Origin of the sequence: Phycicoccus elongatus Lp2, assembly GCF_000367525.1 — a bacterium.
GTDB lineage: Bacteria > Actinomycetota > Actinomycetes > Actinomycetales > Dermatophilaceae > Phycicoccus_A > Phycicoccus_A elongatus.
Window position 1 is genome coordinate 1,065,813 of the sequence record NZ_HF570956.1, and the last position, 22,359, is coordinate 1,088,171.

Sequence of the window (22,359 nt, forward strand, 5' to 3'; positions counted from 1 at the left end):
GCCTTTGGTTTTCCCGGGTCGCCGACCTTCCGCGTGGATGGCCGGGACGTCTTCGACGGAAACCGAACTCCCGCGTTGTCCTGCCGCCTGTACCCGGGTCAGGGCGGGTGCCCAACCAGAGCGACCTCACCGACGCGTTGCGCCGGGAACTCACCTCAAGCCGCGGCGCCTAGCGTCGGGTCGCGCCCCAAGAGGTCAACGACCATCACTGGTTCTCCACGCTTTTGTCGACGCTGATGTTCCTCGACGCTCACCGCGTCCAGGGGGTCGCCCGAGCCGAGGTGCGGAGATGCGCACCTCGGCCGGCAACACACTGGCGCGCGTTGTTCGTGCGAGTGGGGCCGCTCAGAGGCGGCCGGTGCGCAGCCGTAGGGCATTGGCGATGACGCTGACCGAGGACAGGGCCATGGCTGCTGCGGCGATCATCGGGGAGAGCAGGAGTCCGAAGGTGGGGTAGAGGACTCCGGCGGCGATGGGGATGCCGGCGACGTTGTACATGAACGCGAACACGAGGTTCTGCCGGATGTTCGACATGGTCGCCTGGGACAGTTTGCGTGCTCGCACGATGCCGGTCAGGTCGCCCTTGAGCAGGGTGATGCCGGCGCTCTCGATGGCGACGTCGGTTCCTGATCCCATGGCCAGGCCCACGTCGGCGGCGGCGAGGGCGGGTGCGTCGTTGACCCCGTCGCCTGCCATGGCCACGACCCGTCCTTGGCTGCGTAGCCGCTGGACGACGCCTGCCTTGTGGTCGGGCATGACTTCGGCTTCGACGTGGTCGATGCCGAGTCGGCGGGCGACGGCTTGGGCGGTGACGCGGTTGTCGCCGGTGAGCATGACGACCTCGATGCCCTCGGCGCGCAGCTCTTTCACGGCCTGCGGTGTTGTCTCCTTGACGGGGTCGGCGATGGCGATGATGCCGGCGACATGGTCGTCGACGCCGGCGAAGATCACCGTGGCACCGTCGGCACGCAGCTGGTCGGCCTGGGTTGTCAAGGCGCTCGGGTCGAGCCCTTCGTCGGTGAGGAAGGATGCGCTGCCGACCCGGACCTGTCGCTGTTCCACCGTTCCGATCACGCCCTTGCCCACGGGTGCGTCGAAGTCGGTCACGTCGGGGATGGTCAGGCCGGCCTGGGTGGCGGCGTTGACGATGGCTGTGGCCAGGGGGTGTTCGGAGGCTCGTTCGACGCCGGCCACGAGGCGAAGCAGGTCGTCTTCCTGGAACCCATTGGTCGTGACGATTTGCGTCACGGACGGTTTGCCCTCGGTGAGCGTTCCGGTCTTGTCCACGACGAGGGTGTTGACCTTCTCCATCCGTTCGAGCGCTTCGGCGTTCTTGATGAGGACGCCGAGCCCGGCACCTCGCCCGACACCGACCATGATCGACATCGGTGTCGCCAGCCCCAGGGCACAGGGGCACGCGATGATCAGGACGGACACGGCCACGACGAGCGCGTGAGCCAGCCGCGGGTCCGGGCCAACTATTGCCCACACTGCGAACGCGACGATCGCGATGATGATGACGGCGGGGACGAACCACGCCGCCACCTGGTCCGCGACCCGCTGGATCGGTGCGCGGGAGCGTTGCGCGTCGGCGACCATCTGCACGATCCGGGCCAGCATGGTGTCGCGGCCGACCTTTTCGGCGCGCACGATCAGGGAGCCGCTCTGGTTGATGGTGCCGCCGATGACGGTGTCGTCAACAGTTTTGGTCACCGGCATGGACTCACCAGTCACCAAGGACTCGTCCAGGGTGGAACGCCCCTCCTCGACAAGCCCGTCGACGGGGATCTTCTCGCCCGGCCGGACCCGGAACCGGTCACCCACGTTCACCAGGTCCAGGGTCACCTCATGCTCTGTGCCATCCGGGTCGATCCGGCGCGCCGTGTCGGGGGTGAGGTCGAGCAAGGCGCGGATGGCGCCGGAGGTTTGCTCGCGGGCCCGCAGCTCGAGAACCTGCCCGAGCAGGACAAGGGTGGTGATGACCGAGGCGGCTTCGAAGTAGACGTCGACCGCACCATCCATCCGGAACGCCTCAGGGAAGATCCCCGGTGCGAGGGTGGCAACGACGCTGAACAGCCACGCGACACCGGTGCCCATGGCGATGAGGGTGAACATGTTCAGCTTCAGGGTGCGCACCGAGGTCCAGCCCCGCTGGAAGAACGGCCACCCCGCCCACAACACCACCGGGGTGGCGAAGATCAGTTGCAACCACGCGGACACGCGCGGCGGGATCGCGTCGTGGATCGCCGGGACCAGGTCGCCACCCATGCCCAGGATGACCACGGGGATCGACAGGGCCACGCCGGTCCAGAAACGGCGGGTCATGTCCGCCAGCTCAGGGCTGGGCCCGCTGTCCGCGGTTACCATCACCGGCTCAAGGGCCATCCCGCAGATCGGGCATGAACCGGGACCGGGTCGTCGGATCTCCGGGTGCATCGGGCAGGTCCACTCCGCGACTTCTCCAGGCGCCGGCGTCGATGCGGCGCCGTCCGCGCTGGGTCCGTGGCCGTGGTGCTCGTGCGCGCCGTCGTGGTCGGCCAGAGCGTCGGGGCCGCTCGAGGAGTACGACGCAGGATCGGCGTCGAACGTGGCCTTGCAGCGCGCGGAACAGAAGTGGAATGTGGCGCCGTCGTGCTCAGAGCGGTGGGTGCTGACAGTGGGATCGACGTCCATCCCGCAGACAGGATCCTTCACCGTGGTCGCAGCAGTGGCGCGTTCAGTGGGATGGCTCATGCGTGTAACGGTATACCCCCTAGGGGTATGCCGTCAACGAGGCGAACCTGTTGGCTGGGACGCGTTATCCCCTGTCGGAGCTGATCCCACGGCTTCTGGCGCCGCGCACAGGGTGGTCCGTGTGGCTGGGCTCGTCCTGGATGATCCGGCGCCGCGCGAGGCGCAAGCGAGGCTGATGTCTCGAGCTTCCTGCGTGGGAGTTTTCGAAGGATGGTCGGGCGCGTTAGGGGCGGACCATCGCGTCGATGGTGCCCACGACGACGCGGGCTGCCTCGTCCTGGGAGAGGTTGCCGTTGCGTACTTCTGTGGCGGCGCCGTGCAGGATGAAATGGATCGCACTTCCCAGCCATTGGTCGGACAGGTCGCGACGGAAGGCTCCCTCGGCTTGTCCTCTCCGGAGCAGGGCGGTGATCCGCAGTGCTGGTTCGGCGTGCATGGCCTTGAGTTGATCGGCAGGCACGACCCCGTCGGCCGCGGTCAGCAGGGAGGCCGACTCGGCGACCAGCGCCCAGCTCGAGGTGAGCAGCCGGGTCAAGACTTCGCGAGGGGCCCCGCCGAGGTCGATACCGCTCAGCTGCTTCTCACCGTCGACGAGGGCTTGCTCGAGCGCAGCCGTGAGCAGGATCGCGCGCGTGCGGTAGTGCCCGTACAGGGTCATTCGGCCGACACCCGCTTCGTGCGCGATGTCCTCCATGGTCGCGCTCGGTTCGCGACTGAGCAGGCGGCGAGCCGCATCCAGGATCCGCAGCCGGTTCTCCTGCGCATCTGCGCGCTCCGCGCGGCGTCGCGTCGACGGGGGCGCGGTCCCTCGTGGCGAAGTCATGACACCCATCTTAACTCGTACGGGAATATCCGACTTAGGATACGGTTCTAAGTCGTACATCAAAGTACGAGTAACGAGAGTGGAGGTAGTGCCATGACTGGCCAGCAGGTATCCGATCCCGTCGAGGTGGGGGCAGCGCACGCTGCACGTTGGAAGATTTTGGGGTTCTTGGGTGTGGCCCAGCTGATGCTGATTCTGGATGTGACCGTGGTGGCGATCGCGCTGCCGCACATCCAGAGCGATCTGGGCCTGAGCCGGGAGGCTCTGACCTGGACGGTGAGCGCGTACACCCTGACTTTCGGTGGCCTCATGCTCCTGGGTGGTCGGCTCGCAGACATCTTCGGTGCGCGTCGCGTCCTGCTCATCGGGTTGACCCTGTTCACGGCAGCCTCGCTGATGGCCGGTTTCTCGACGTCTGCGGAAACGCTGCTGTTGGGTCGCGTCGGGCAAGGAGCGGGCGCCGCACTCCTGTCGCCGGCCGCGTTGTCGCTGGTGGTTTCGCTGTTTCAGGGCGAGGAGCGCAACCGTGCCCTAGGCGTGTGGTCCGCACTCGGGGGTGGGGGAGCAGCCCTGGGTGTCCTCATCGGTGGGATCCTGACCGCCGGGCCCGGGTGGGAATGGGTGTTCTGGGTCAACGTTCCGATCGGCCTGGTCATTCTGGTGGCGCTGACAAAGATGCTGCCGACCGGCCTGACGTCGCTCACCGATCCTCGCCTCGATGTCCTGGGCGCTGTACTGGTCACGGCGTCGTCGGTCGTCTTGATCTACGCGTTCGTCGGGGCAGGTGAAACCGGCTGGTTCGCTGCCCGCACCGGCGTGCTCGTCGCGGCCTCCGCGATCGGGTTTGCGTTGTTCGTTGCCTGGCAGCGCACCACTGCGACCCCCTTGATGGATGTGCGACTGTTGGCTCGCCGGCCTGTTGCCACGGGCACGTTCCTGATCTTCGTCGCAACAGCCCTCATGGTTGCGGTCTTCTTCCTGGGCACGTTCTACTTCCAACACGGACTGGGTTACGGGCCGATGAGGGCCGGACTGTTGTTCCTGCCGGTCGCACTGGCCACGATGGCCGGTGCGCAACTGACCGGCCGGTTGCTGGCCCGCCTGGGCGTGCGCACACTGGCGGTGTCCGGGCTCGGTCTCGCGGCCGCAGGGATGGCGATCCCAGCCCTGTCCCTACACGTGGGATGGGCTCTGATCGGAGTCGTGATCGCGGCGGCAGGCACCGGCGCACTGTTCGTGGTCGCCTCCGCAACCGCTCTGGGGCAGGTCGCCCCGCACGAGGCAGGAATCGCCTCCGGGATCGTCAGCACTTCGCACGAGCTGGGTGCCTCCATCGGCGCCTCGGTCATCTCCAGTGTGGCCGCGGTCAGTCTCACCGGCGCCACGAACGACGGGTTCACCCGTGGGTTCGCCGTTGCCGCAATCGCTGCCGCAGCGTCGGCTCTCATCGCTCTCGCGCTCACCCCGGGTCCCCAGCCCGCCGAGCAGGCGTGAGTTCCGCACCGGCTACCCCCTTGCCATCGACAAGGAGGTAGCCGGTGCGGGTTGAGGCCACGTGCTGAGCAGCCCTGAGGCAGCGTCAGCCCAGCGGGGTGAAGGCTGACCCACCATCGCTCGAGCGCAGGATGGCCGCGTGGGTCACGGCCAAGATCTCCACCCGCCCGTCCTGGATGCTGGCACTCAGGGCTTGGGGTGGCCCGAGTGCCTTCGCGGGGACTCGCTCCCAAGTGCGACCGGCATCGCCACTGGAGAACACAGCGCCGGCACGATCCGCACCCACGACCTGGTTGTCGTCGGCCCAGTCCACGAGCACCAGGGCGGGTGCGCCGGGCACGAGCGCCCACGCCTTCCCTGCGGTGCTCGAGGACTGCAATCCGGCACCGGTGGCAGCCAACAAGTGCACCCCGTCGGGGGAAGCGCCCAGCGACATCACCTCCGGCGGCGAGGACAACGTCCGCCACGAGCTGCCGTCGTCACTGGCCCGCAGCGTGCCGTCATAGCCGACGACGCCACCCGCTGACGCGCTCAGGGCATGGAAGTCGGACTGCCCACCACGAGAACGGACAGCCCAGCTCTTCCCGCCATCGACCGACTCGATGAGTCCCACGGGCTGCGGGAGATCTGTGCCGACCCCGGGATGCCCGGACGCGAGCAGATCACCCGACTTTGTGATCGTGAAGCCCATGAGGTCGATGGCCGGACCAACGAACCGCGGCGGTGCCGACCCCGTGATCACGAACAGCCCGTCGTGGGTGGCGACATAGACGTCCCCACGATCGGGATGTCTGGCGATCCCGTGCACATGCCCGGTGATCAGCGGGCTCGAACCCTTCTGGCCACCGACAGCGAGATCTCCGGGGGTGGAGTCATCGGGCTCGAACAGGCCGCCGCTGGCAACGATCAACGCCGCGAACACCACCGCTGCGACCAGCGGCAGCACAATCCGTCGTCTCACGGATTCTGGTTGCCGGCGAGCAAAGAGTTCATGGCGGCAATCTCCTTGCCCTGCCCATCAACGATCGCCTGCGCCAACTTCTTGGCCTCGGCGTCGCCGCCTTCGGTCAACTCGATACGGGCCATGACGATCGCCCCGTCGTGGTGCTTGATCATCATCTCCAACCACATCTTGTCGAACGCGGCGCCGGTGGCGGTCTCGAGCTGACCCATCTCCTCCATGCTCATCATGCCGTCGCCGTGCTGCATCTCACCTGCTGCGGGCACCGGCTCACCCCAGGCCTCCAGCCACCCCGACATCAGCTTGATCTCGGGGTCCTGTGCGGCTTGGATCTGCGTTGCGAGGTCTTTGACCTGCTGGCTGCTGGCCCGGGTCGGCACCATCTTGGCCATGGCCACAGCCTGAGCGTGGTGAGGAATCATGTCGGTCGCGAAGGCGACGTCGGCGTCGTTGTGTGCTCCCGGGGCGGACTGTCCTGAGGGGGAGGACGAGGCCGCGCCGGGGCTGGTGCGGGTGCTGTTCATGTTGTCCATGTCATGCCCACCGTTGTCGGTGCAGGCGGACAGGGTCGCGGCCGCGAGGGCGGACACGACAAGGACACGGGTGATGCGCTTCATAGGTCATTCTCCTTTTCGAGGGTCTAGCTGGGCGTGCAGGAAAGAGTGGGGTGCGGGCATTGCCCGCGCCCTTGCTCACGTCCGCAGCACACAAACCTCGATCGGTGAGAGCGCTATTCGCCGCAGCGGTGAGCGCGGCGTGACCGCTGTTCGCGCCCACGCCGGAAGCGTCAGGGCAGGCCGCCCACGCAACAGGTGCCGCAAGGACAGCAGCAGTGCCAGGGCGAGCAAGCTCGACACCACCGCCAGGCACATGGCACCCATGGCGCCTTCGCCGGCCAGGCACCCGACGCATGTCGCCATGACCCCGGTCTGCATCGCCTCCTGCGCGACGGTCGGCGCTGCCACATCGGCGGCGTGGTGATCCATGCCTGAACTGGTGGCAGGCAGATGATCGTCTGCCTCGACCTCGGCCCCCGCAGTTAGGTGAGAGCCGTGACCCACAGTCGTCGTCGCGCCGTGGTGACCAGCGCCCAGGGAATGCATCCCCACCACAGCCAAGGCCAGCACGAAGACAGCAACCAACTGCCACCCGCGCCGAGCCATTGCCACTGAGGCCAACATGACTCCGATTCTCGCACGCGCGCAGGATGCGCTTCCACGATCCCACCCTCGAGCAGGGACGCGTCACATACATATACCCCCTAAGGGTATAGTTCGCAACATTCGCCACGAACCGGGCGATCGCTCACGAAAGGACCCATCCATGAGCACCACCAGCTCCACCGCCACTATCACCGTCAACGGTATGACCTGCGGCGGCTGCGCCACCAAAGTCAGCGCCGCGGCCGAGTCCGTCCCCGGCATCACCGGAGCCGACGTCGACCTGGCCGCCTCAACCGTCACCGCCACCGGTGAGGACGTTGACGAAGCCGCGGTGCGTGCCGCGATCGCCTCTGCTGGCTACGCGACCGCCTGACCCCAACCAGCACTTAAGTATCAACCGTCGTATCGGCCGACGGCGCCGCACACCTGGCTCCGTCGGCGGGTTTCGATCACGTTCTTGGGTCAGCCGTGTTGCCAGACTTTGCGAGCTGAAATGACGAGTAGTACGGCGAGGAGGGGGACAAGCACCTCGGTGGGGACGACGTCGAGGAGCGCTCCGCCTGCGGCGGTGCCGGCCACTGATCCGATGGCCATGGCGAGCAGGAAGGCACGGTTGTGCCGGAGCACGGCGAAGGATTTGTCTTGGCTATAGCGGGCGAACGCGACCAGCATCGTGGGCAGCGAGACTGCGAGGGAGAGGCTGCCTGCGATTTTGATGTCTGCCCCGTAGAGCAGCACGATCGTGGGGATCAGCAGTTCCCCACCGGCGACTCCCATGAGGGCGGCGACCACGCCGATGCCTGCTCCTGCTGCGACGCCGGTAATCGTTTGAAGTGGCCCTTGTAATTCGGCGGGTTGCACCCGTCCGAGATGGGTGACCAAAAGGGCGGCCGCGATCAGGATCAGCAGGATGGCGAGGACCCGGTGGAGGGTGCGATTTCGCATGCGGGTTGCCCAGGTCGCACCGAGGTAGGCGCCGAGAAGGCTTCCGGTGAGGAGGTTGACGATGATCGGCCAGTGCGGGGTGAGCTGTTCCAAAGGGACCGCGACCAGCCTGGCGGGCAATGCGGTGGCGACCACGAGGAGGCTCATGGCCTTGTTGAGGATGACGGCTTCGAGGGCCAAGAACCCAAAGAGTCCGATGAGCAGGGGTAGCCGGAACTCGGCACCGCCCAGGCCGATCATGCCGCCGAGCAACCCAACGGCAGCCCCGGCACCTGCTGCGGCCCACTTGTTGCGCCGTTCCGGCAGGGACGTGCGGGTCGAATGCGTGGGGTGTTCGATACTCATTGCGCTCGACCATGGCGGGAGGTCCACGCACACAGGTTAGGTGCTCCATGAGTGTTGGCGTGCCTCATGGGGGAGTTACCCCGCGTCCAGGATCGAGGGGGGGCACCGGGACTGTGTAGTAGAGGTTCGGTGCTCCTCCTCCGAGGGGGTTCGGGCCGCTCCAGGTGCCGGAGGCATCGATGACTGCATGCGCGCTGAGGTGCTCCATTTCCGCTGGCTTGGAGAGCTGCATGCATTTTGAGTGCGATCGGTCGACGTTCGCTGGGGCTCGCGCCGCAAACATGTCCAACAGCTGTCGGCCCGAGAGTGGCCGACGTGCTCGCTGATCAGTTTCTTCGAACGAAGTGCGCTCAGTTTCGTAGGTCGTAGGTGCCCCATGGATCAATTTCCCTCGGACCCGGACAGTTCAACGTGTCAACGGTGAGCGATTTTGAGACTTACCGGGAGCCTGAGACGGCGTGAGACAGATCGGCACTTCGGCGGCGAAGTTCGAGGCGATGAACCCAACCTGGACGACTAGGTCCCCGACGCGCCCGTCACCGTCACCTACTCCAAGGACCTGCCTCCACAGGCCTTCGACCTCGTCATCATCGACGAGGCACACCGCTCCATCTATGGCGTCTGGCGCGGGGTGCTCGAGTACTTCGACGCCCACGTCATCGGCCTGACCGCCACACCCGGCAAACAGACCTTCGCCTTCTTCCGGCAGAACCTGGCCACTTGAGCCTCCCAACACTGGGTGGGTGGGCAATCGCATGGAGGGCTTCCGCCGACTCGGCCCGAGTCTTGCCGGAAAACGGAGCTACCGGCAATCGTTCAGCAGCCGCCTGTCGCACGCTGCAGGTGATGTCCACCACCCGGAGGACACCAGCCGAGGTGGGGACTGTGGGCGATCGGAGCGGGCTGGTGCCCTCGACACCGTGTGCGCCGGAGGGCTGTCGAGGGTGGGAGCCGGACGGCTCCAGGGCGTGCGTCCTAGCCGGGCCGCACCCGTTGCCGGACGCGCTCCTCCAGTTCGCCGAGGGGGCCGCTGGCCCGGAGCACCAGGCGTTGCTCACTGGCGGGTAGGTCGTGCAGAGCCCTCGCAATGAGGTCGATGCGCCGTTGAGCGGCTGCGCGCATCAAGGCGTTGCCCTTCTCGGTGGCCGCGACCAGGACCATGCCGCCGTGGTCAGGGTGTGGGCCGCGCTCGGCCAGTCCGAGTTCGCACAGGGCGTCGACGAGCCGGCACATGGTCGCGCTGGTCACGTCCTCGTCGCGGGCGAGCCGGCCAAGTGTCCGCGGCCCACCGAAGTGCAGGACCGAGAGGGCGCTCAGCCGCGCCGGCGTCAGGCCCGACTCCGCGTCCACCCGGCGCATCGCGCGGAGCAGGTGGATGGCGAAGGAGTTCAGCCGCCTGCCGGCCTCGGTCAGCTCTTCCGTGTCCACACGCATCATGTTAGGTTACCTAACACATCTTAGTGACACTGACCGGATTCAACCAGTGGAAGCAACACCGGTTGGTGGGGACGATCGTAGGTGCTGGTCGAGGGCTTCGGCGGGGGTCTTCCAGTCGAGGACTTTTCGGGGCCTGGTGTTGAGGGCGTGGGCGACGGCGTCGAGGTCTTCTGCGGACCAGCGGGAGAGGTCGGTGCCTTTGGGGAAGTACTGCCGTAGCAGGCCGTTGCCGTTCTCGTTGGTGGCTCGCTGCCAGGGGCTGTGGGGGTCGGCGAAGAAGACCGGGATGCCGGTCTCGACCTTGAACTGTGCGTGGGCGGACATCTCCTTGCCGCGGTCCCAGGTGATCGAGCGGCGCAGCTGCTCGGGCAGGGTCGACATGGTCTCGGCGAGGCGGTTCTTCATCGTGATCGCGCCGTAGCCGGCCAGGGCCGGGCCGTTCTTGACCGCGCCCTTGTGTCGCCACCCTTCCTCACGGGGGAGGTGGACCAGCATCGTGTAGCGCGTCGTGCGCTCGACCAGTGTGCCGATCGCGGAGCGCTCCAGGCCGATGATCAGGTCGCCCTCCCAGTGCCCGGGCACGGCACGGTCCTCGACCTCGGCGGGACGTTCACTGATCAGGGCTTCGGGAGTCACGTGCGCCCGGGTCTTGCGCCGCGACCGGGCCCGCGGGGCGCGCAACGCGCGTCCGGTGCGCAGGCACAAGATCAGCTCACGCTTCAGGGCGCCGCGGCCTTCGATGTACAGCGCCTGGTAGATCGCCTCGTGCGAGATCCGCATCGACTCATCATCGGGGAAGTCGATCGGTAGCCGGTTGGCGATCTGTTCCGGGCTCCAGCCACTGACCCAGGCCCGGTCCTTACGGTGGGGCTTGTTCCGTCCGCTCCACGTTCCGACCGGCGGGCCGAGCACGACCGTGCCATCAGGGCGGGTGACCTGACCCGCCAGCCGCTCTTGCACATACGCGCGCAGCGGCTCGTTGGCGACGAGCTTCGCGGTCTTCGGCCGGCGGGCGACCAGCTCAGCCTTCCACTGCGCCACCGACGCCCGGTACTCCAGCTTCCCGCCACGAGTCGCAGCGTTACGGCGTAGCTCCCGACTGATAGTCGAGGGTGAACGACCCACCTCACGTGCGATGGTCCGCACGCCAGCGCCCTGAGCCTTCAACAACGCGATCTCCTCGCGCTCGGCGAACGTCAGATACCTACCCGAGAACGCCTTCAGGTCGAACGGTGACATGCCGCCACCGTGGCGGAACCATCGCGCTCCCACGGCTTGCGACGCGCCGACCACTTCGGCAGCCTCCTCGGCCAACAGCCCCTTGGCGATCTCCCGCCAGAACCCTCTCTCCACCTCCCGACGATGCGACGGCGCCCCCGGCGACCTCATCGGTCCCCGACCCGTCAGCTGCGTCATCCATCCCGCTGGCCTGCCCATCAACACCTCCATGAAGAGGGTGTTGCGACGACCAGTTGAATCCGCCCTGATAGAGGTAGTCGCGATGAAGCTCGTCCAGGTTGCACTCCGGGCCACCGACCTCGACCGCGCGGCCGCGTTCTACGGCGACGTGCTCGGTACGGAGCCAACTGGCCGTTTCAACCCACCGGGGCTGGTGTTCTTCGACTTGGACGGCACCCGGCTGCTTCTCGACGCGACTGCGCCGTCGTCGATGCTCTATCTCGAGGTCGATGACGTCCGGAGGAGCCTCGAGGCGTTGCGGGACCGGGTGGAGGTCGTCAGCGAGCCGCACCCCATCTTCAGGCACGAGGACGATGTCCTGGGTCCTGCAGGCACGACCGAGTGGCAGGCTTTCGTCACCGACTCCGAGGGCAACACCCTCGGTCTCGTGAGCTTCGCCCGCGAGGACTCCTGAGCGATTGCAAGCCTGCTGGACAAGTGCTGTCGGAACGGAAGGTGCGCCGATGCCCGATCTCGACCCCGTCTTTGAACGTCTTGCAGCGATGCTGCGCGAGCACGCTGAGGGGCTGGTCGCCACGCGCGACGACGCGGACCAGCTGTACCTGGAGACGTCGCAGGATCCCGCGGAGTTCTTCGGCGCGGTGATGCGCAAGAAGGCGCAGGTGGCCTACCACCTGATGCCCGTCTATCGCGATCCGGGGCTGCTCGCCGACCTCGGCCCGGCCCTGCGCAAGCGCATGCAGGGCAAGTCATGCTTCAACTTCACCCGGGTCGACGACGACCTCTTCGCCGAGCTCGCCGTACTCACCGCCCGTTGCCGAGCCGCCCAGGACGCCCAGCCCGCCGGTCGATGACCGAGCTGCTGCTGGCGACCGGGGACCACCGCGCCACCGCGGCCTGTCCGGGTGCTCGCACTGACCCGGCAGCAGTACGACAAGGACCCAGCCGCCCAGCAAAAGGTCCCGACCAGCTCAAGACCCTTCGGGGTGAGATCAATAAGGCGACCGCGTCGTTCGTGCAGCTCCCGGCCAACACCGGGTTGGTTGGGTTCTCGGCGCACTTGTGCAGGGCATCGATCTTGTCCAAAGCTGCCCTGATCATGTCGCTGAATCCGGCGGCGGCGCCCCCCACCTTGCCGGCTGTTCCGCCACGCACCTGACGGACTTCTTCACGGACATGCTCTGACGTGCCGGGCGCGGCCGCGTTGGCCTGGCTCCTGGTCCCGGGGGCGAGCCTGCTGGCGAACCGGCTGGCCACGCTCTCCCCGGACATCGATGAACTGGTCGCCGCCCAGTTGTGGATCGAGGTGCGGACCTTCGGGTCCAGCCGCGGCCGCCGTCGCCGCGACCATTCTGCGCAACACCCGCAAGGGCGTGCTTCCCGACCTCGGTGTCGGGGACCACGCGGACACGGCCTGGCAGCGGCGTGTGGTCCTGGACCCGGGGGACCAGATGTGGCAGCGAACGGTGCCGCTGCATGCGGGGTCGGACCTACCATCCCCCGTGCTGCGGGCCCATCATCAACGGCCACCCGGACGTGGCCCGAAGCGCCCTCACGGGGCCGCCAGGTGCCGGGCCTGCCGGCGTCGTCCCGTTGGTCGTCGTCGAGCTCCATCCGTCGGCGCGCGATCGCTCGGTCGCCATTGCGGCCGTGCTGGTGGAGCTGGCGGCGCGTCATGAGGCCACAGCGGGCATCGATCGCTTCGAGTTCATCGACGAGCTCCCGGTCGACCGTCGGCACAACGCGAAGATCGACCGCGCGGCTCTGGCCCGTCAGGTCTCCGCCGGTCGGATCGGCTGACCGGTCGGATCGGCTGACCGGCCGGGCGAATCCTTGCGAGGTCACGCTGCCTCCACCGAGGCCGACAGGCGGGCAGGACTCAGCACCGACCCCGAGTGACCAGCGATGCGAGGGAGGGACTAAGGTTAGGCTTACCTAACTACAAGGAGCCCAAGCGATGATCGGCGAGAGAATCCGTCACGACCTGCACACCAGGCTGGGGGCGGTGTCCGAGGTGTCCGACCTGAGCGACCGACTGCGTCGCGTCAGGATCACCTTCGAGCCGGGGACGGCGCCGGTGCCCCACATCCCCCTCGCGGTCGGTGACCACGTCAAGCTCGCCTTCCCGCACCCCGACAGCGGTGAACTCGACCTCGAAGGCGGCGAGCGCCCCGTCATGCGCGACTACACGATCCGCGCGGTGCCCGACGAGGACAGCGTCATCGTCGACGTCGTGCTTCACGGCAGTGGCCCCGGCAGCACGTGGGCGCGCGGCGCCGGCGTCGGCGCCAGGGTCGGCGTGCTGGGTCCGCGCGGGTCACACGTCATGCCGGCGGATCGGTCTCGATACCTCGTCCTGGTCGACGACAGTGCTCATCCCGCGGCAGCGCGCTGGCTCGAGGAGGCGCCCGACGGGGCCGAGGTGCACGTCGTGCTCGAGACCGAGGACCGCCTCACCGCCGACTTGCCGACTCGGGCCGAGGCGAGCGTCACCGTCGTGGCAGGCGCCAACGGCACCGCGCTTGTCCGTGAGCTCATTGCCCTCGGGCCGCGCCCGGGCGACCTCATCTGGGCGGCCGGGGAAGCCGGCGCGATGCTCGCCGTCCGCCAAACCGCGAAGGGTCTCGGGGTCGCCCAGGACGACCTGGAGGTCGACGGCTACTGGAAGCGCGGCATCGCCGGACGCGACCACCACGCCCCGCTCGACGAATGACAAACCGACCACACGGCATACGAAGTGACTCCGCAACACCGACCGAAAGGCATGACCTGATGTTCTACCTCCGATCCCGCCGGGGAGTAGCAATCGCCACCATCGCGACGGCCGCCCTGCTGGCGACCGGTTGCGGCAGCTCCACCGCAGAACCATCCGCGAGCGGCTCGCCCGGCTCGGGCAGCACGGTCGCTGGCAGCACCGCGCCGAGCGGCCCGGTCAGCATCACCGACGCTCAGGGGCGCACGGTCGAGGTGCCGGCCAATCCCAAGACGGTCGTCGCCATCGACTGGAGCGTCATCCGCACGCTGACCGACCTCGGCGTCGAGGTCGACGCCGTCCCGAAGCCGAACTCGGCCCTGCCGGCGGACCTCGCGAAGTACGAGAAGGCGACGCAGGTCGGCACCCTCTTCGAGCCCGACTACGAGGCGATCGCGGCGATGAACCCCGACCTGGTCATCGTCGGATCGCGCAGTGGCACACCGGAGATCGTCAAGGAGTTCGAGAAGTTCGCGCCCGCCGTCATCGACATGTCGGTGCGCTCCGAGAGCCCGGCCGACACCTTCAAGCTCACCACCGAGCGGGTCACCCAGCTGGGCTCGATCTTCGGCAAGCAGCAGCAGGCGAGCGATCTGATGGACAAGATCGCCACCGACGTCGCCAAGGTCAAGAAGTCCGCGACCGACTCCGGCAAGAGCGCCATGGTCGTCCAGGTCTCCGACGGCACGGTCAGCGCCTACGGCCCGGGCTCCCGCTTCGGCACGGTTTATGAGGACTTCGGCTACAAGCCGACCGGCGCCCCGCTCGACGACGAGGGCGGGCACGGTGAGGAGATCAGCCAGGAGTTCTTCGTCCAGTACAACCCGGGTGTGCTCTTCGTCCTCGACCGCGCCAAGGTCGTCGGCCAGACGCAGGCCCCGGCGCTCGACGTGCTCAACAACGGTCTCGTCGGCACCACCGATGCCGCCAAGGACAAGAAGATCGTCGAGATCGACGGCTTCTCCTGGTACATCGCCACCTCTGCGCCCAGCTCGTGGCAGCAGATGGTCGAGGACGTGCAGGGCTCGCTCTGACGATCACCCAGCATGCGCCGGCCACGGAGTCTCGCAGGGCGAGACTTCGTGGCTGGCACCTCGGCGTCGCCACCGTGGCGCTGCTCGTCGCGGCCTATCTGTCGCTGGCGGTCGGCGTCGTCGACATCCCCGTGGGCGACTTGCTCGACCCGAGCCCCGCGCAGTGGCAACTTCTCTCGCTCTCGCGCATCCCGCGCGTGCTGTCGATCCTCATGGCTGGTGCGGCGCTGAGCGTGGCGGGCCTGATCATGCAGCGGATCACGCAGAACTCCTTCGTCTCGCCGTCCACGTCGGGCACGACCGAGGCCGCCATCCTCGGCGTCCTCATCGCGACCGTCGTGGTGCCGGGGCAGAGCCTGCTCGCCAAAATGGTTCTCGCCATTGGGGTTTCGCTGGCGGGTACGTTCGGTTTCCTGCAGATTCTGAGCCGGATGCCGGCCCGTGACCCGATCGTTGTGGCCCTGGTCGGGTTGATGTACGGCGGCGTCATCGGCGCCGTGACCGTCTTCGTCGCCTATCAGGTGGATCTGCTGCAACTGCTCGAGATCTGGTCGAGTGGGTCCTTCAGCGCAGCCATGTCCGGCCAGTACGAACCCTTGTACCTTGTCGTCGCGGTCGGCCTGATCGGTTACTGGTATGCCGACCGGTTCACTGTCGTGGGCATGGGCCGGGAGTTCGCCACGAACCTCGGCGTGTCCTATCGCGCAGTCCTCAACATCGGCCTGGTCATCGTCTCCGTCATGGCGGCGACCGTCATCGTCGTGGTCGGGGCGATCCCCTTCCTAGGGTTGATCGTGCCGAATGTTGTGTCCCTGCTCATGGGCGATCACGTGCGTCGCACCCTGCCTGTGACCGCCCTCGCGGGGGCGGGCTTCGTCCTGCTCTGCGATGTCCTCGGGCGAGTCATCCGCTTCCCCTACGAGGTGCCCGTCGGGACCGTGGCCGGCGTCATTGGCGCCGCCATCTTCGTCTGGTTGGTCATGCGCAGCGCCGCCGGTAAGGAGGCCCACGGATGAGCGCGAGTGTCCTGTCCCGAGGGGCAGCTGACCCGGGCGAGGCGACGGAACCCGCTACGCCACACCGTTCGCCGGTGGAGGCCAGACGGTGGCGGCGGGTCACGGTGACCCTGCTGGTCCTGGTCGGTCTCTGCGCTGCCGCGTGCGCGGCATACCTGGTCTTCAACGTCCGGGGGAACTGGACGTACGCGATGAACCTGCGTGGCCGACAGCTCGGCGCGCTCGTCGTCGTGGGGGTCGCGGTCGGGGTCTCGAGCCTGGTTTTCCAGACGGTGTCGGGGAGCCGGATCCTGACCCCGGGGGTGATGGGGTTCGACGCGCTCTACGCGTTCATCCAGACGGTCATCGTCTTCACGCTCGGGGCCGGGACGCTGCAACTGCTCGGGGTCGTCGAGCAGTTCCTGCTCAATGCGGTCCTGTTGGCGGCCTTCGGGATGCTGCTGTTCCGCTGGCTGTTCCGGGCCCACAGTCGCAACCTCTTCGTGCTGGTGCTCGTCGGGATCGTCCTTGGTGGGTTGTTCTCGTCGTTGAGCTCGTTCGCCTCACGCCTGCTCAGCCCGGACGACTACCTGACCCTTCAGGCGGTCCTCTTCGCGAGCTTCACGACGGTCGACCTCGACCTGCTGCTGGCCTGTGCGGTGGTAACCGTCGTGTCGTGCCTCGTCCTCTGGCCGCTGTTGCGCCGACTTGACGTCATCGACCTCGGCCGGGACCGGGCCACCTCGCTCGGGGTCGACCACCACAAGGTCGTGACCCGCGTGCTGCTCGTGGTCACGGTCCTCGTCGCCACGTCGACGGCGTTGGTTGGGCCGATGGTCTTCCTCGGCCTGCTCATCGCCAACCTGGCCCGCCAGCTCGTGCCGACGCACGAGCACCGGGTGCTCGCGGTGGGTGCGGCGCTGGTGGGCGTCCTCGCCCTCGTGCTCGGCCAGTTCGTCGTCCTGCACGGGCTCGGCCTGTCCGTGCCGCTCTCGGTGGTCATCAACCTCGTCGGCGGTCTGTATTTCCTCGTCCTCCTCGTCAAGGCGGTCCGGCTGTGATCCGTGCCCAGGCGCTCACGCACTCCTACGACAAGGGCACGACCCTCGTCCTCGACGATGTCTCGGTCGAACTCCAACGGGGTTGTGTCACCGGCCTGATCGGGCCGAACGGGGCCGGCAAGTCTACCCTGTTGTCGGCGATGGCCCGGTTGCTCGTGCCCGACTCCGGTCAAGTGCTGCTCGATGACATCGACGTCCTTCGCGCCCCGGCCAAGGAGGTGGCGCGCCGGTTGGCCGTGCTGCGCCAGGACGCGAGGGTGACGGCGCGGCTCACCGTCGTCGACCTCGTGCGCTTCGGGCGCTTCCCCCACAGCCAGGGACGGCTGACCGCGCACGACCACGAGGTGGTGCAGCAGTGCCTGGACCAGGTGGGGATGGACGCATTCCGCGACCGCTACCTCGACGAACTGTCCGGCGGGCAGCGCCAGCGCGCCTTCGTGGCGATGGTGCTCGCGCAGGAGACCGAGTTCGTCCTCCTCGACGAGCCGCTCAACAACCTCGACATGGAGCACGCGGGGGCGACGATGCAGTTGCTGCGCCGGGCCGCCGATGAGCTGGGGCGCACCGTCATCGTCGTCCTGCACGATGTCAACGTCGCCGCGGCCTTCTGCGACGTCATCGTCGGGATGCGGCAGGGGTGCGTCGTGGCAGAGGGCCCGGCACGCCAGGTCATCTCGGCCGAGGGGCTGCGGAGGGTCTTTGCGCTCGACATCCCGGTCCACGAGATCGACGGCCGACCAGTCGCGCTGCACTGGGCCATCGGCGCTGCAGTCCAGGTGTGAGCGGGGTGTTTCGAGGCCGTCGGCCGTCCAAGAACCAAGTCTCAAAGCCCTCGCTCGAGATCGGTCTCAGGCTCCTCGATCCACGCTGATCCCAGTGTCGTTTTCCTGCAGGCCCGACAGGCGGCGTCGGAGAATGAGAGTTGGTCGAGGATTTCTAGAGTGGATGAGAGTGATGGGGCGGCCGACCGGACAAATTTGAGAGTGTGCGGGGTGTCGCGGACTACCGCCAGGACCGCAAGGCGTACGGCACTGACGGCCGCAGCGACGAGCGCAACGCACTGGTCGCCGGACAGGCCCCCCGGTGGATCGTGCACCATCCCGCGGATCAGTCACTCGCGGGCTTAGGCCCCGGTCGCGCGCCGGTCCTGTGGTGAGAGCGCCCCGAGCAGGACGAGCACGAGCGCGAGTTGGTCAACACCTATTAGGGGAGCGTGGGCTTCTCAACATCCCCGACACCCAACTCGCCGCCCAGATGTTCAACTGGCTCGTGCTCTCGATCCCCGTGATCAAGGCGATGGCCGTCGTCGGCAACCATCTGCTCTACACCCGAGCGCAACTGGACGGCTACGCCGACGAAGGTGTGCGCATCTTCCTCGCGGCATACGGCGCCTGACGACCGAGAGCCGAGCATCCCGACGCCGATCACCGCCCGGACACGCCATCCACGGGTCGATCCCGGACCCCGTCCCGGGCTTGCTCACCGGCACCTCACCTACCCCCTCCGGAGCCTCTGCAGTTGCGCCACCCACGGGGGCAAGTGACATGCGCCAGATCGTGGCGCATGTAACTTGCGCCAAATGGTGGCGCATGTGACATGGCCCGGAATGTGGCGCAACTGCAGACGCTCGTGGACCCCCTCGTCCCCGGGGGACTCGCCTCGGGCAGATTGGGCGACTCCGGTGCATCGGACGCGGATACCCTGATCAGATGACCACGGCCGCGCAGTTGGAGGCGTCACAGCGGGTGCGGTTCTGTCGCTCCAGTGACGGCGTCCGGATTGCGTATGCCGTGCACGGGCACGGGCCCCCGGTCGTCTTGGACGCGTGCTGGCTGAGCCATCTCGAGTTCGACTGGCGCAGTCCGGTGTGGCGGCACTATCTCGTGGAGCTCGGGCGGGTGGCGACGGTCATCCGCTTCGACGAGCGAGGCCACGGGCTCTCGGATCGGGAGGTCTCGGACTTCTCCTTGCGACGTCGGGTCGACGATCTCGCGGCTGTCGTCGACGACGCGGGACTGGACCGATTCGCCTTGATCGCCATGGCCCAGGGCGGTCCGGTGTCGCTGCACTACCTGCATGAGCAACCGGGCCGGGTGACCCGCTTCGTCTGTGCGAGCACCTACTCGGGAGCCGGGCAGCATGTGACGGACGACGACCGCGACCTCGAGGCCGCCTTCGAAGCGATGATCCGGGCCGGTTGGGACCGCAAGGACCCGCTCTTTCGCCGGGTCTTCACGACCATGATGATTCCCGACGCGGGCGAGGAGCAGATGGCTTGGCTCGACGACCTGCACCAACGCGCGGTGTCGGCGCGCACGGCATACCTGTCGCGGCGCGAGCGGGGAAAGGCCGACGCGACCCACCTGTTGCCCCACATCGACGTCCCCACACTCGTCGTCCACTCTCGCCACGAGCGGATGAACTCCTTCGAGCACGGTCGAGCGCTCGCGGCCGGGATCCCGGGCGCGCGGCTGGTGCCACTGGAGAGCAACAACCACATCCTGCTCGAAAGCGAGCCGGCGTGGCCGGTCTTCCTGCGGGAGGTGACAGCCTTCCTAGCCGCGGGCTCGGCCGAATCGGGAGCCGGCAGGACACGAGGGGTGCATGCCCTGACGGCGCGCGAACTCGAGGTCCTGCGCCTGGTGGCCCGGGGGAGCGACAACGCCACGATCGCTGCCGACCTGCACCTCAGCGTCCGAACGGTCGAGCGTCATCTGCAACGCATCTACGCCAAGCTCGAGCTCTCCGGCCCGTCGGCGCGTGCGGGTGCCGTCGCGAATCTGCTCGGCTCCCCACCCAGTACGCGCTGACCGACACTCGCCAGCGCGACACCGGCGGCAGGTTGGGTACCGACGCTCTCGCGACCACTGCGGACCTGTCCCTAGCGTCGAGGACGACGGGGATCACCCGTCCGGACCGCAGGGAGCACATCATGGGCAAGGCCGCCATCAGCCTGACGACAGGCCTCGAGGACCCCGAGAAGGTGACCGTCGCCTTCCTCGTCGCCGTCGGTGCCGCCGAGTCGGGAAGGCCGACGATCATGTTCCTCACCAAGGAAGCCGTTCGCCTGGCCGTCCCGGGGCACGCCCGGGCGGTGGCCTGCGAGGGATGCCCATCGCTGGACACCCTCATGCAACGGTATGCCGCCGCTGGCGGGACGATGATCGCCTGCGGAATCTGCGTGGATGCCAAGGGAATCGACGCCGACTCCCTCGTCGACAACGCGACCAAGGCGGGCTCAGTCCAGCTCTGGGAGTGGATCGGCGACCAGGGTGCGACGACCTTCAGCTACTGAGGGGGGCGCCATGTTCATCGACACCACCGCGCCGGAGGACGCGGCGGCGGACTTCGGGGAGTACATGGAGCAGCAGCGCCAGGCGTGGGGATTCTTGCCTGACTACGTCGGCTGCTTCGCCGCTCGCCCGAACGTAGCACTCGCGTGGAGCGCACTGTCCCGGACAGTGGCCACGTCGATGCCCAGACGCCGCTATGAGCTCGTGACGATCGCCGCAGCGCGTGCCCGCAAGTCGAGCTATTGCGCCGTGGCCCACGCGACCTTCCTCCGCGACAACGGCGGCGGCGACGATCTGCGCGCCCTTGCTGCGGACCCAACCGGGTCAACCCTGGACGTGGTTGATGCTGCGGTCTTCAGGTTCGCGGCGGCCACCGCGAGTGACCCGACGTCGATCCGGCAGGCGGACATCGATGGGCTGCGTCGGCTCGGGCTGACTGATCCGGAGATCGCCGACATCACGTATGCCGTGGGCGTCCGCCTCTTCTTCGCCACGGTTCTCGACGCGCTGGGTGCGCGACTGGATGCGCAGACCGCGGCGCAGGTCGAGCCGGGGGTGCTCGCCGTGTTGTCGGTCGGCCGACCCCCACTCGCGGAGAAGGGCCCTGACCCCTGACGGCCCCCGCCCCGGCCGCCGGCCGGACGCTCACTGGTGGACCCTCAGTCGCCAGCGCGCCTGGCAACCGACCGACGGCGCGCGATCCCACCCAGGCCTTGGGCGATCGCCGCACCGAGGAGCAACCCGAGGGCGATGGCGGCCACGATGCCGACGACGCCCAGGACATCGGCATCGGCGGTGGGGTCGACCGCCACCTGGGTCGCGGCGAGCACGCCCAGGCTTCCGGGGACGAGGAGCCAGAAGGACGGAAGGAAGACGACCAGACGTGCGAGGCGGGGGACGACTGACTCCACGGCATACGAACCGAGGATGGCGACGAGGGCGCCGAGGAAGGCGCCGCCCACCGCGCCACCGAGCGCCTGACCAGCCACTTGGGCACCGAAGGCGAGGACGAGCACGACGAAGATCCATGGCACCAGTCGCGGCGGTGGTGACTCCAGGAGCGCGATCGCGAGGGTGACGAGGACGAGGCCGAGGGGCGCGGCATACCAACCGATGTCGTTGATCCGGACGTTGGCGAAGTCGGCTCTGGAGAGGGGGAGGAGCCGCGCCGCCCCGAGGATCCCGAGCGTGAAGAGCAGAACCTGGACCAGGCCATACCCCAGGCGCGACGTGCCGGCGACCATGTGGCCGGTGACCAGTTCAGCCATCGCCGTCACGAGGAGGGCGCCCGGCAGGAGGACGGCCAAGGGGGCGAGCAGGGTGCGAAGGGGCGCCTCGACGAGGCCGTGGCGGGCGGCGGCGAAGACGATGCAGGCGACCACAAAGGCGGCGACGACGGGGAGCAGGGCGGTGAACCGCGGTGCGCGTTGGGAGAGTCGGACCAGCGCTGTCACCGCGATCCCGGCCACCGTCGCAACCGCCACGCTGGACCACATCGGTTGGAGGATGAGGGCGATGCCGGGCGGGCAGATCACCCAGCCGAGGGTGCCGAGCCACGCCGGATGCCGCGGGGCCTGGTCGCGCACGGCGAGCAGGCGCGCGGTGGCCGCGGGTGGATCCAGACGGCCGCGGGCGATCAGGTGCCTGATCTCGCGGACCTCCGAGGCCTGGTCCAGGCGTAGCGTGCCCGGATTCGCGGCGAAGGTCGAAGGGCTCCCGACGGCGAGCGACAGGGTCACCCCCGTCGGTGCGGCGGCAATCTGCGCGTCCGGGAAGCCGAGGGCGGTGCCGACCTCCTGCAGGTCGGCCTCGACCTCATTGACCGGCTGGCCGGCGGCCACGAGTGCTGCCCCGAGGCGAGCAAGCAGCGTCCTGACCTCGACCTCGTCACTCACGCGAGAACT

At 68.0% G+C, this 22,359-nt stretch carries 24 protein-coding genes; 15 read left to right on the forward strand and 9 right to left on the reverse strand.

Annotated features, from left to right (window positions below):
- Positions 1-345: 345 nt before the first annotated feature.
- On the reverse strand, positions 346-2,733 hold the full coding sequence (locus BN10_RS05070) for a heavy metal translocating P-type ATPase (protein ID WP_048548139.1): 2,388 nt from the start codon (positions 2,731-2,733) through the stop codon (positions 346-348).
- 223 nt (positions 2,734-2,956) lie between these two features.
- Entirely contained in the window at positions 2,957-3,556 is a 600-nt protein-coding gene (locus BN10_RS05075) for a TetR/AcrR family transcriptional regulator (protein ID WP_010850108.1), read from the reverse strand.
- Between the two features lie 93 nt (positions 3,557-3,649).
- Between BN10_RS05075 and BN10_RS05080 the strand changes: the two genes are divergently transcribed.
- Positions 3,650-5,050, forward strand: a complete 1,401-nt coding sequence (locus tag BN10_RS05080; RefSeq protein WP_010850109.1) for an MFS transporter — start codon at positions 3,650-3,652, stop codon at positions 5,048-5,050.
- A gap of 85 nt (positions 5,051-5,135) precedes the next feature.
- Here BN10_RS05080 and BN10_RS05085 read toward each other — a convergent pair whose 3' ends face one another.
- The 3 genes from BN10_RS05085 to BN10_RS16740 all read right to left on the reverse strand — a co-directional run bounded on the left by BN10_RS05085 (position 5,136) and on the right by BN10_RS16740 (position 6,997).
- Positions 5,136-6,011 (reverse strand): F510_1955 family glycosylhydrolase, encoded by an 876-nt coding sequence (locus tag BN10_RS05085; protein WP_010850110.1) that lies wholly within the window; start codon positions 6,009-6,011, stop codon positions 5,136-5,138.
- A complete protein-coding gene (locus tag BN10_RS05090) occupies positions 6,008-6,628 on the reverse strand; it encodes a DUF305 domain-containing protein (RefSeq protein WP_010850111.1) in 621 nt (206 codons plus the stop codon). The genes BN10_RS05085 and BN10_RS05090 overlap by 4 nt, the downstream gene beginning before the upstream one ends.
- Before the next feature lie 75 nt (positions 6,629-6,703).
- Positions 6,704-6,997, reverse strand: coding sequence for a hypothetical protein (locus tag BN10_RS16740; RefSeq protein WP_156917145.1), 294 nt, complete (start codon positions 6,995-6,997; stop codon positions 6,704-6,706).
- Between the two features lie 337 nt (positions 6,998-7,334).
- On the opposite strand from BN10_RS16740, the gene BN10_RS17950 reads away from it, so the two are divergent.
- Positions 7,335-7,547, forward strand: coding sequence for a heavy-metal-associated domain-containing protein (locus BN10_RS17950; protein ID WP_010850113.1), 213 nt, complete (start codon positions 7,335-7,337; stop codon positions 7,545-7,547).
- A gap of 89 nt (positions 7,548-7,636) precedes the next feature.
- Here the strand turns inward: BN10_RS17950 and BN10_RS05105 are convergent, their stop codons facing one another.
- Positions 7,637-8,464, reverse strand: coding sequence for a sulfite exporter TauE/SafE family protein (locus BN10_RS05105; protein WP_040750950.1), 828 nt, complete (start codon positions 8,462-8,464; stop codon positions 7,637-7,639).
- A gap of 559 nt (positions 8,465-9,023) precedes the next feature.
- Between BN10_RS05105 and BN10_RS17955 the strand changes: the two genes are divergently transcribed.
- Entirely contained in the window at positions 9,024-9,188 is a 165-nt protein-coding gene (locus BN10_RS17955; protein WP_267878883.1) for a DEAD/DEAH box helicase family protein, read from the forward strand.
- A gap of 251 nt (positions 9,189-9,439) precedes the next feature.
- Here the strand turns inward: BN10_RS17955 and BN10_RS05110 are convergent, their stop codons facing one another.
- Positions 9,440-9,892, reverse strand: coding sequence for a MarR family winged helix-turn-helix transcriptional regulator (locus BN10_RS05110; protein WP_198014010.1), 453 nt, complete (start codon positions 9,890-9,892; stop codon positions 9,440-9,442).
- A gap of 48 nt (positions 9,893-9,940) precedes the next feature.
- Positions 9,941-11,317 (reverse strand): IS30 family transposase, encoded by a 1,377-nt coding sequence (locus BN10_RS05115; RefSeq protein WP_084310934.1) that lies wholly within the window; start codon positions 11,315-11,317, stop codon positions 9,941-9,943.
- A gap of 85 nt (positions 11,318-11,402) precedes the next feature.
- Between BN10_RS05115 and BN10_RS05120 the strand changes: the two genes are divergently transcribed.
- The 12 genes from BN10_RS05120 (at position 11,403) to BN10_RS05170 (ending at position 21,070) form a co-directional block, all read left to right on the forward strand.
- On the forward strand, positions 11,403-11,774 hold the full coding sequence (locus BN10_RS05120; RefSeq protein WP_010850119.1) for a VOC family protein: 372 nt from the start codon (positions 11,403-11,405) through the stop codon (positions 11,772-11,774).
- Between the two features lie 49 nt (positions 11,775-11,823).
- On the forward strand, positions 11,824-12,174 hold the full coding sequence (locus BN10_RS05125) for a hypothetical protein (protein WP_010850120.1): 351 nt from the start codon (positions 11,824-11,826) through the stop codon (positions 12,172-12,174).
- A 682-nt stretch (positions 12,175-12,856) separates the two neighbouring features.
- On the forward strand, positions 12,857-13,120 hold the full coding sequence (locus tag BN10_RS05130; protein ID WP_233354267.1) for a hypothetical protein: 264 nt from the start codon (positions 12,857-12,859) through the stop codon (positions 13,118-13,120).
- Positions 13,121-13,277: 157 nt separating this feature from the next.
- Entirely contained in the window at positions 13,278-14,033 is a 756-nt protein-coding gene (locus BN10_RS05135) for a siderophore-interacting protein (RefSeq protein ID WP_010850123.1), read from the forward strand.
- 59 nt (positions 14,034-14,092) lie between these two features.
- Positions 14,093-15,106 carry a siderophore ABC transporter substrate-binding protein gene (locus BN10_RS05140; protein WP_010850124.1) on the forward strand — a complete coding sequence of 338 codons (1,014 nt, stop codon included), beginning with the start codon at positions 14,093-14,095 and terminating at the stop codon, positions 15,104-15,106.
- 74 nt (positions 15,107-15,180) lie between these two features.
- A complete protein-coding gene (locus BN10_RS05145; protein ID WP_010850125.1) occupies positions 15,181-16,122 on the forward strand; it encodes an ABC transporter permease in 942 nt (313 codons plus the stop codon).
- A gap of 74 nt (positions 16,123-16,196) precedes the next feature.
- A complete protein-coding gene (locus tag BN10_RS05150; RefSeq protein WP_198014011.1) occupies positions 16,197-17,162 on the forward strand; it encodes an iron chelate uptake ABC transporter family permease subunit in 966 nt (321 codons plus the stop codon).
- The gene (locus tag BN10_RS05155) at positions 17,159-17,944 is read left to right on the forward strand and encodes an iron ABC transporter ATP-binding protein (RefSeq protein WP_010850127.1); all 786 of its coding nucleotides are present in this window, start codon (positions 17,159-17,161) and stop codon (positions 17,942-17,944) included. The genes BN10_RS05150 and BN10_RS05155 overlap by 4 nt, the downstream gene beginning before the upstream one ends.
- Before the next feature lie 370 nt (positions 17,945-18,314).
- Positions 18,315-18,557, forward strand: a complete 243-nt coding sequence (locus BN10_RS17250; RefSeq protein ID WP_198014012.1) for a TetR/AcrR family transcriptional regulator C-terminal domain-containing protein — start codon at positions 18,315-18,317, stop codon at positions 18,555-18,557.
- Positions 18,558-18,871: 314 nt separating this feature from the next.
- Positions 18,872-19,972 (forward strand): alpha/beta fold hydrolase, encoded by a 1,101-nt coding sequence (locus tag BN10_RS17745; RefSeq protein ID WP_010850130.1) that lies wholly within the window; start codon positions 18,872-18,874, stop codon positions 19,970-19,972.
- Between the two features lie 122 nt (positions 19,973-20,094).
- Positions 20,095-20,457 (forward strand): DsrE family protein, encoded by a 363-nt coding sequence (locus BN10_RS05165; RefSeq protein WP_010850131.1) that lies wholly within the window; start codon positions 20,095-20,097, stop codon positions 20,455-20,457.
- 10 nt (positions 20,458-20,467) lie between these two features.
- Positions 20,468-21,070 carry a carboxymuconolactone decarboxylase family protein gene (locus BN10_RS05170; protein WP_010850132.1) on the forward strand — a complete coding sequence of 201 codons (603 nt, stop codon included), beginning with the start codon at positions 20,468-20,470 and terminating at the stop codon, positions 21,068-21,070.
- Positions 21,071-21,114: 44 nt separating this feature from the next.
- Here the strand turns inward: BN10_RS05170 and BN10_RS05175 are convergent, their stop codons facing one another.
- Complete coding sequence (locus tag BN10_RS05175) at positions 21,115-22,350, reverse strand: threonine/serine exporter family protein (RefSeq protein ID WP_010850133.1); 1,236 nt, start codon at positions 22,348-22,350, stop codon at positions 21,115-21,117.
- Positions 22,351-22,359 lie beyond the last annotated feature (9 nt).

Coding starts and splice junctions, on each gene's coding strand:
- BN10_RS05090 (WP_010850111.1), bottom strand. CDS start 6,628: ATGAAGCGCATCACCCGTGTCCTTGTCGTGTCCGCCCTCGCGGCCGCG.
- BN10_RS05070 (WP_048548139.1), bottom strand. CDS start 2,733: ATGAGCCATCCCACTGAACGCGCCACTGCTGCGACCACGGTGAAGGAT.
- BN10_RS05075 (WP_010850108.1), bottom strand. CDS start 3,556: ATGACTTCGCCACGAGGGACCGCGCCCCCGTCGACGCGACGCCGCGCG.
- BN10_RS17745 (WP_010850130.1), top strand. CDS start 18,872: ATGACCACGGCCGCGCAGTTGGAGGCGTCACAGCGGGTGCGGTTCTGT.
- BN10_RS05165 (WP_010850131.1), top strand. CDS start 20,095: ATGGGCAAGGCCGCCATCAGCCTGACGACAGGCCTCGAGGACCCCGAG.
- BN10_RS05140 (WP_010850124.1), top strand. CDS start 14,093: ATGTTCTACCTCCGATCCCGCCGGGGAGTAGCAATCGCCACCATCGCG.
- BN10_RS05170 (WP_010850132.1), top strand. CDS start 20,468: ATGTTCATCGACACCACCGCGCCGGAGGACGCGGCGGCGGACTTCGGG.
- BN10_RS16740 (WP_156917145.1), bottom strand. CDS start 6,997: ATGGATCACCACGCCGCCGATGTGGCAGCGCCGACCGTCGCGCAGGAG.
- BN10_RS05135 (WP_010850123.1), top strand. CDS start 13,278: ATGATCGGCGAGAGAATCCGTCACGACCTGCACACCAGGCTGGGGGCG.
- BN10_RS05125 (WP_010850120.1), top strand. CDS start 11,824: ATGCCCGATCTCGACCCCGTCTTTGAACGTCTTGCAGCGATGCTGCGC.
- BN10_RS05080 (WP_010850109.1), top strand. CDS start 3,650: ATGACTGGCCAGCAGGTATCCGATCCCGTCGAGGTGGGGGCAGCGCAC.
- BN10_RS05105 (WP_040750950.1), bottom strand. CDS start 8,464: ATGAGTATCGAACACCCCACGCATTCGACCCGCACGTCCCTGCCGGAA.
- BN10_RS05115 (WP_084310934.1), bottom strand. CDS start 11,317: ATGACGCAGCTGACGGGTCGGGGACCGATGAGGTCGCCGGGGGCGCCG.
- BN10_RS17950 (WP_010850113.1), top strand. CDS start 7,335: ATGAGCACCACCAGCTCCACCGCCACTATCACCGTCAACGGTATGACC.
- BN10_RS05120 (WP_010850119.1), top strand. CDS start 11,403: ATGAAGCTCGTCCAGGTTGCACTCCGGGCCACCGACCTCGACCGCGCG.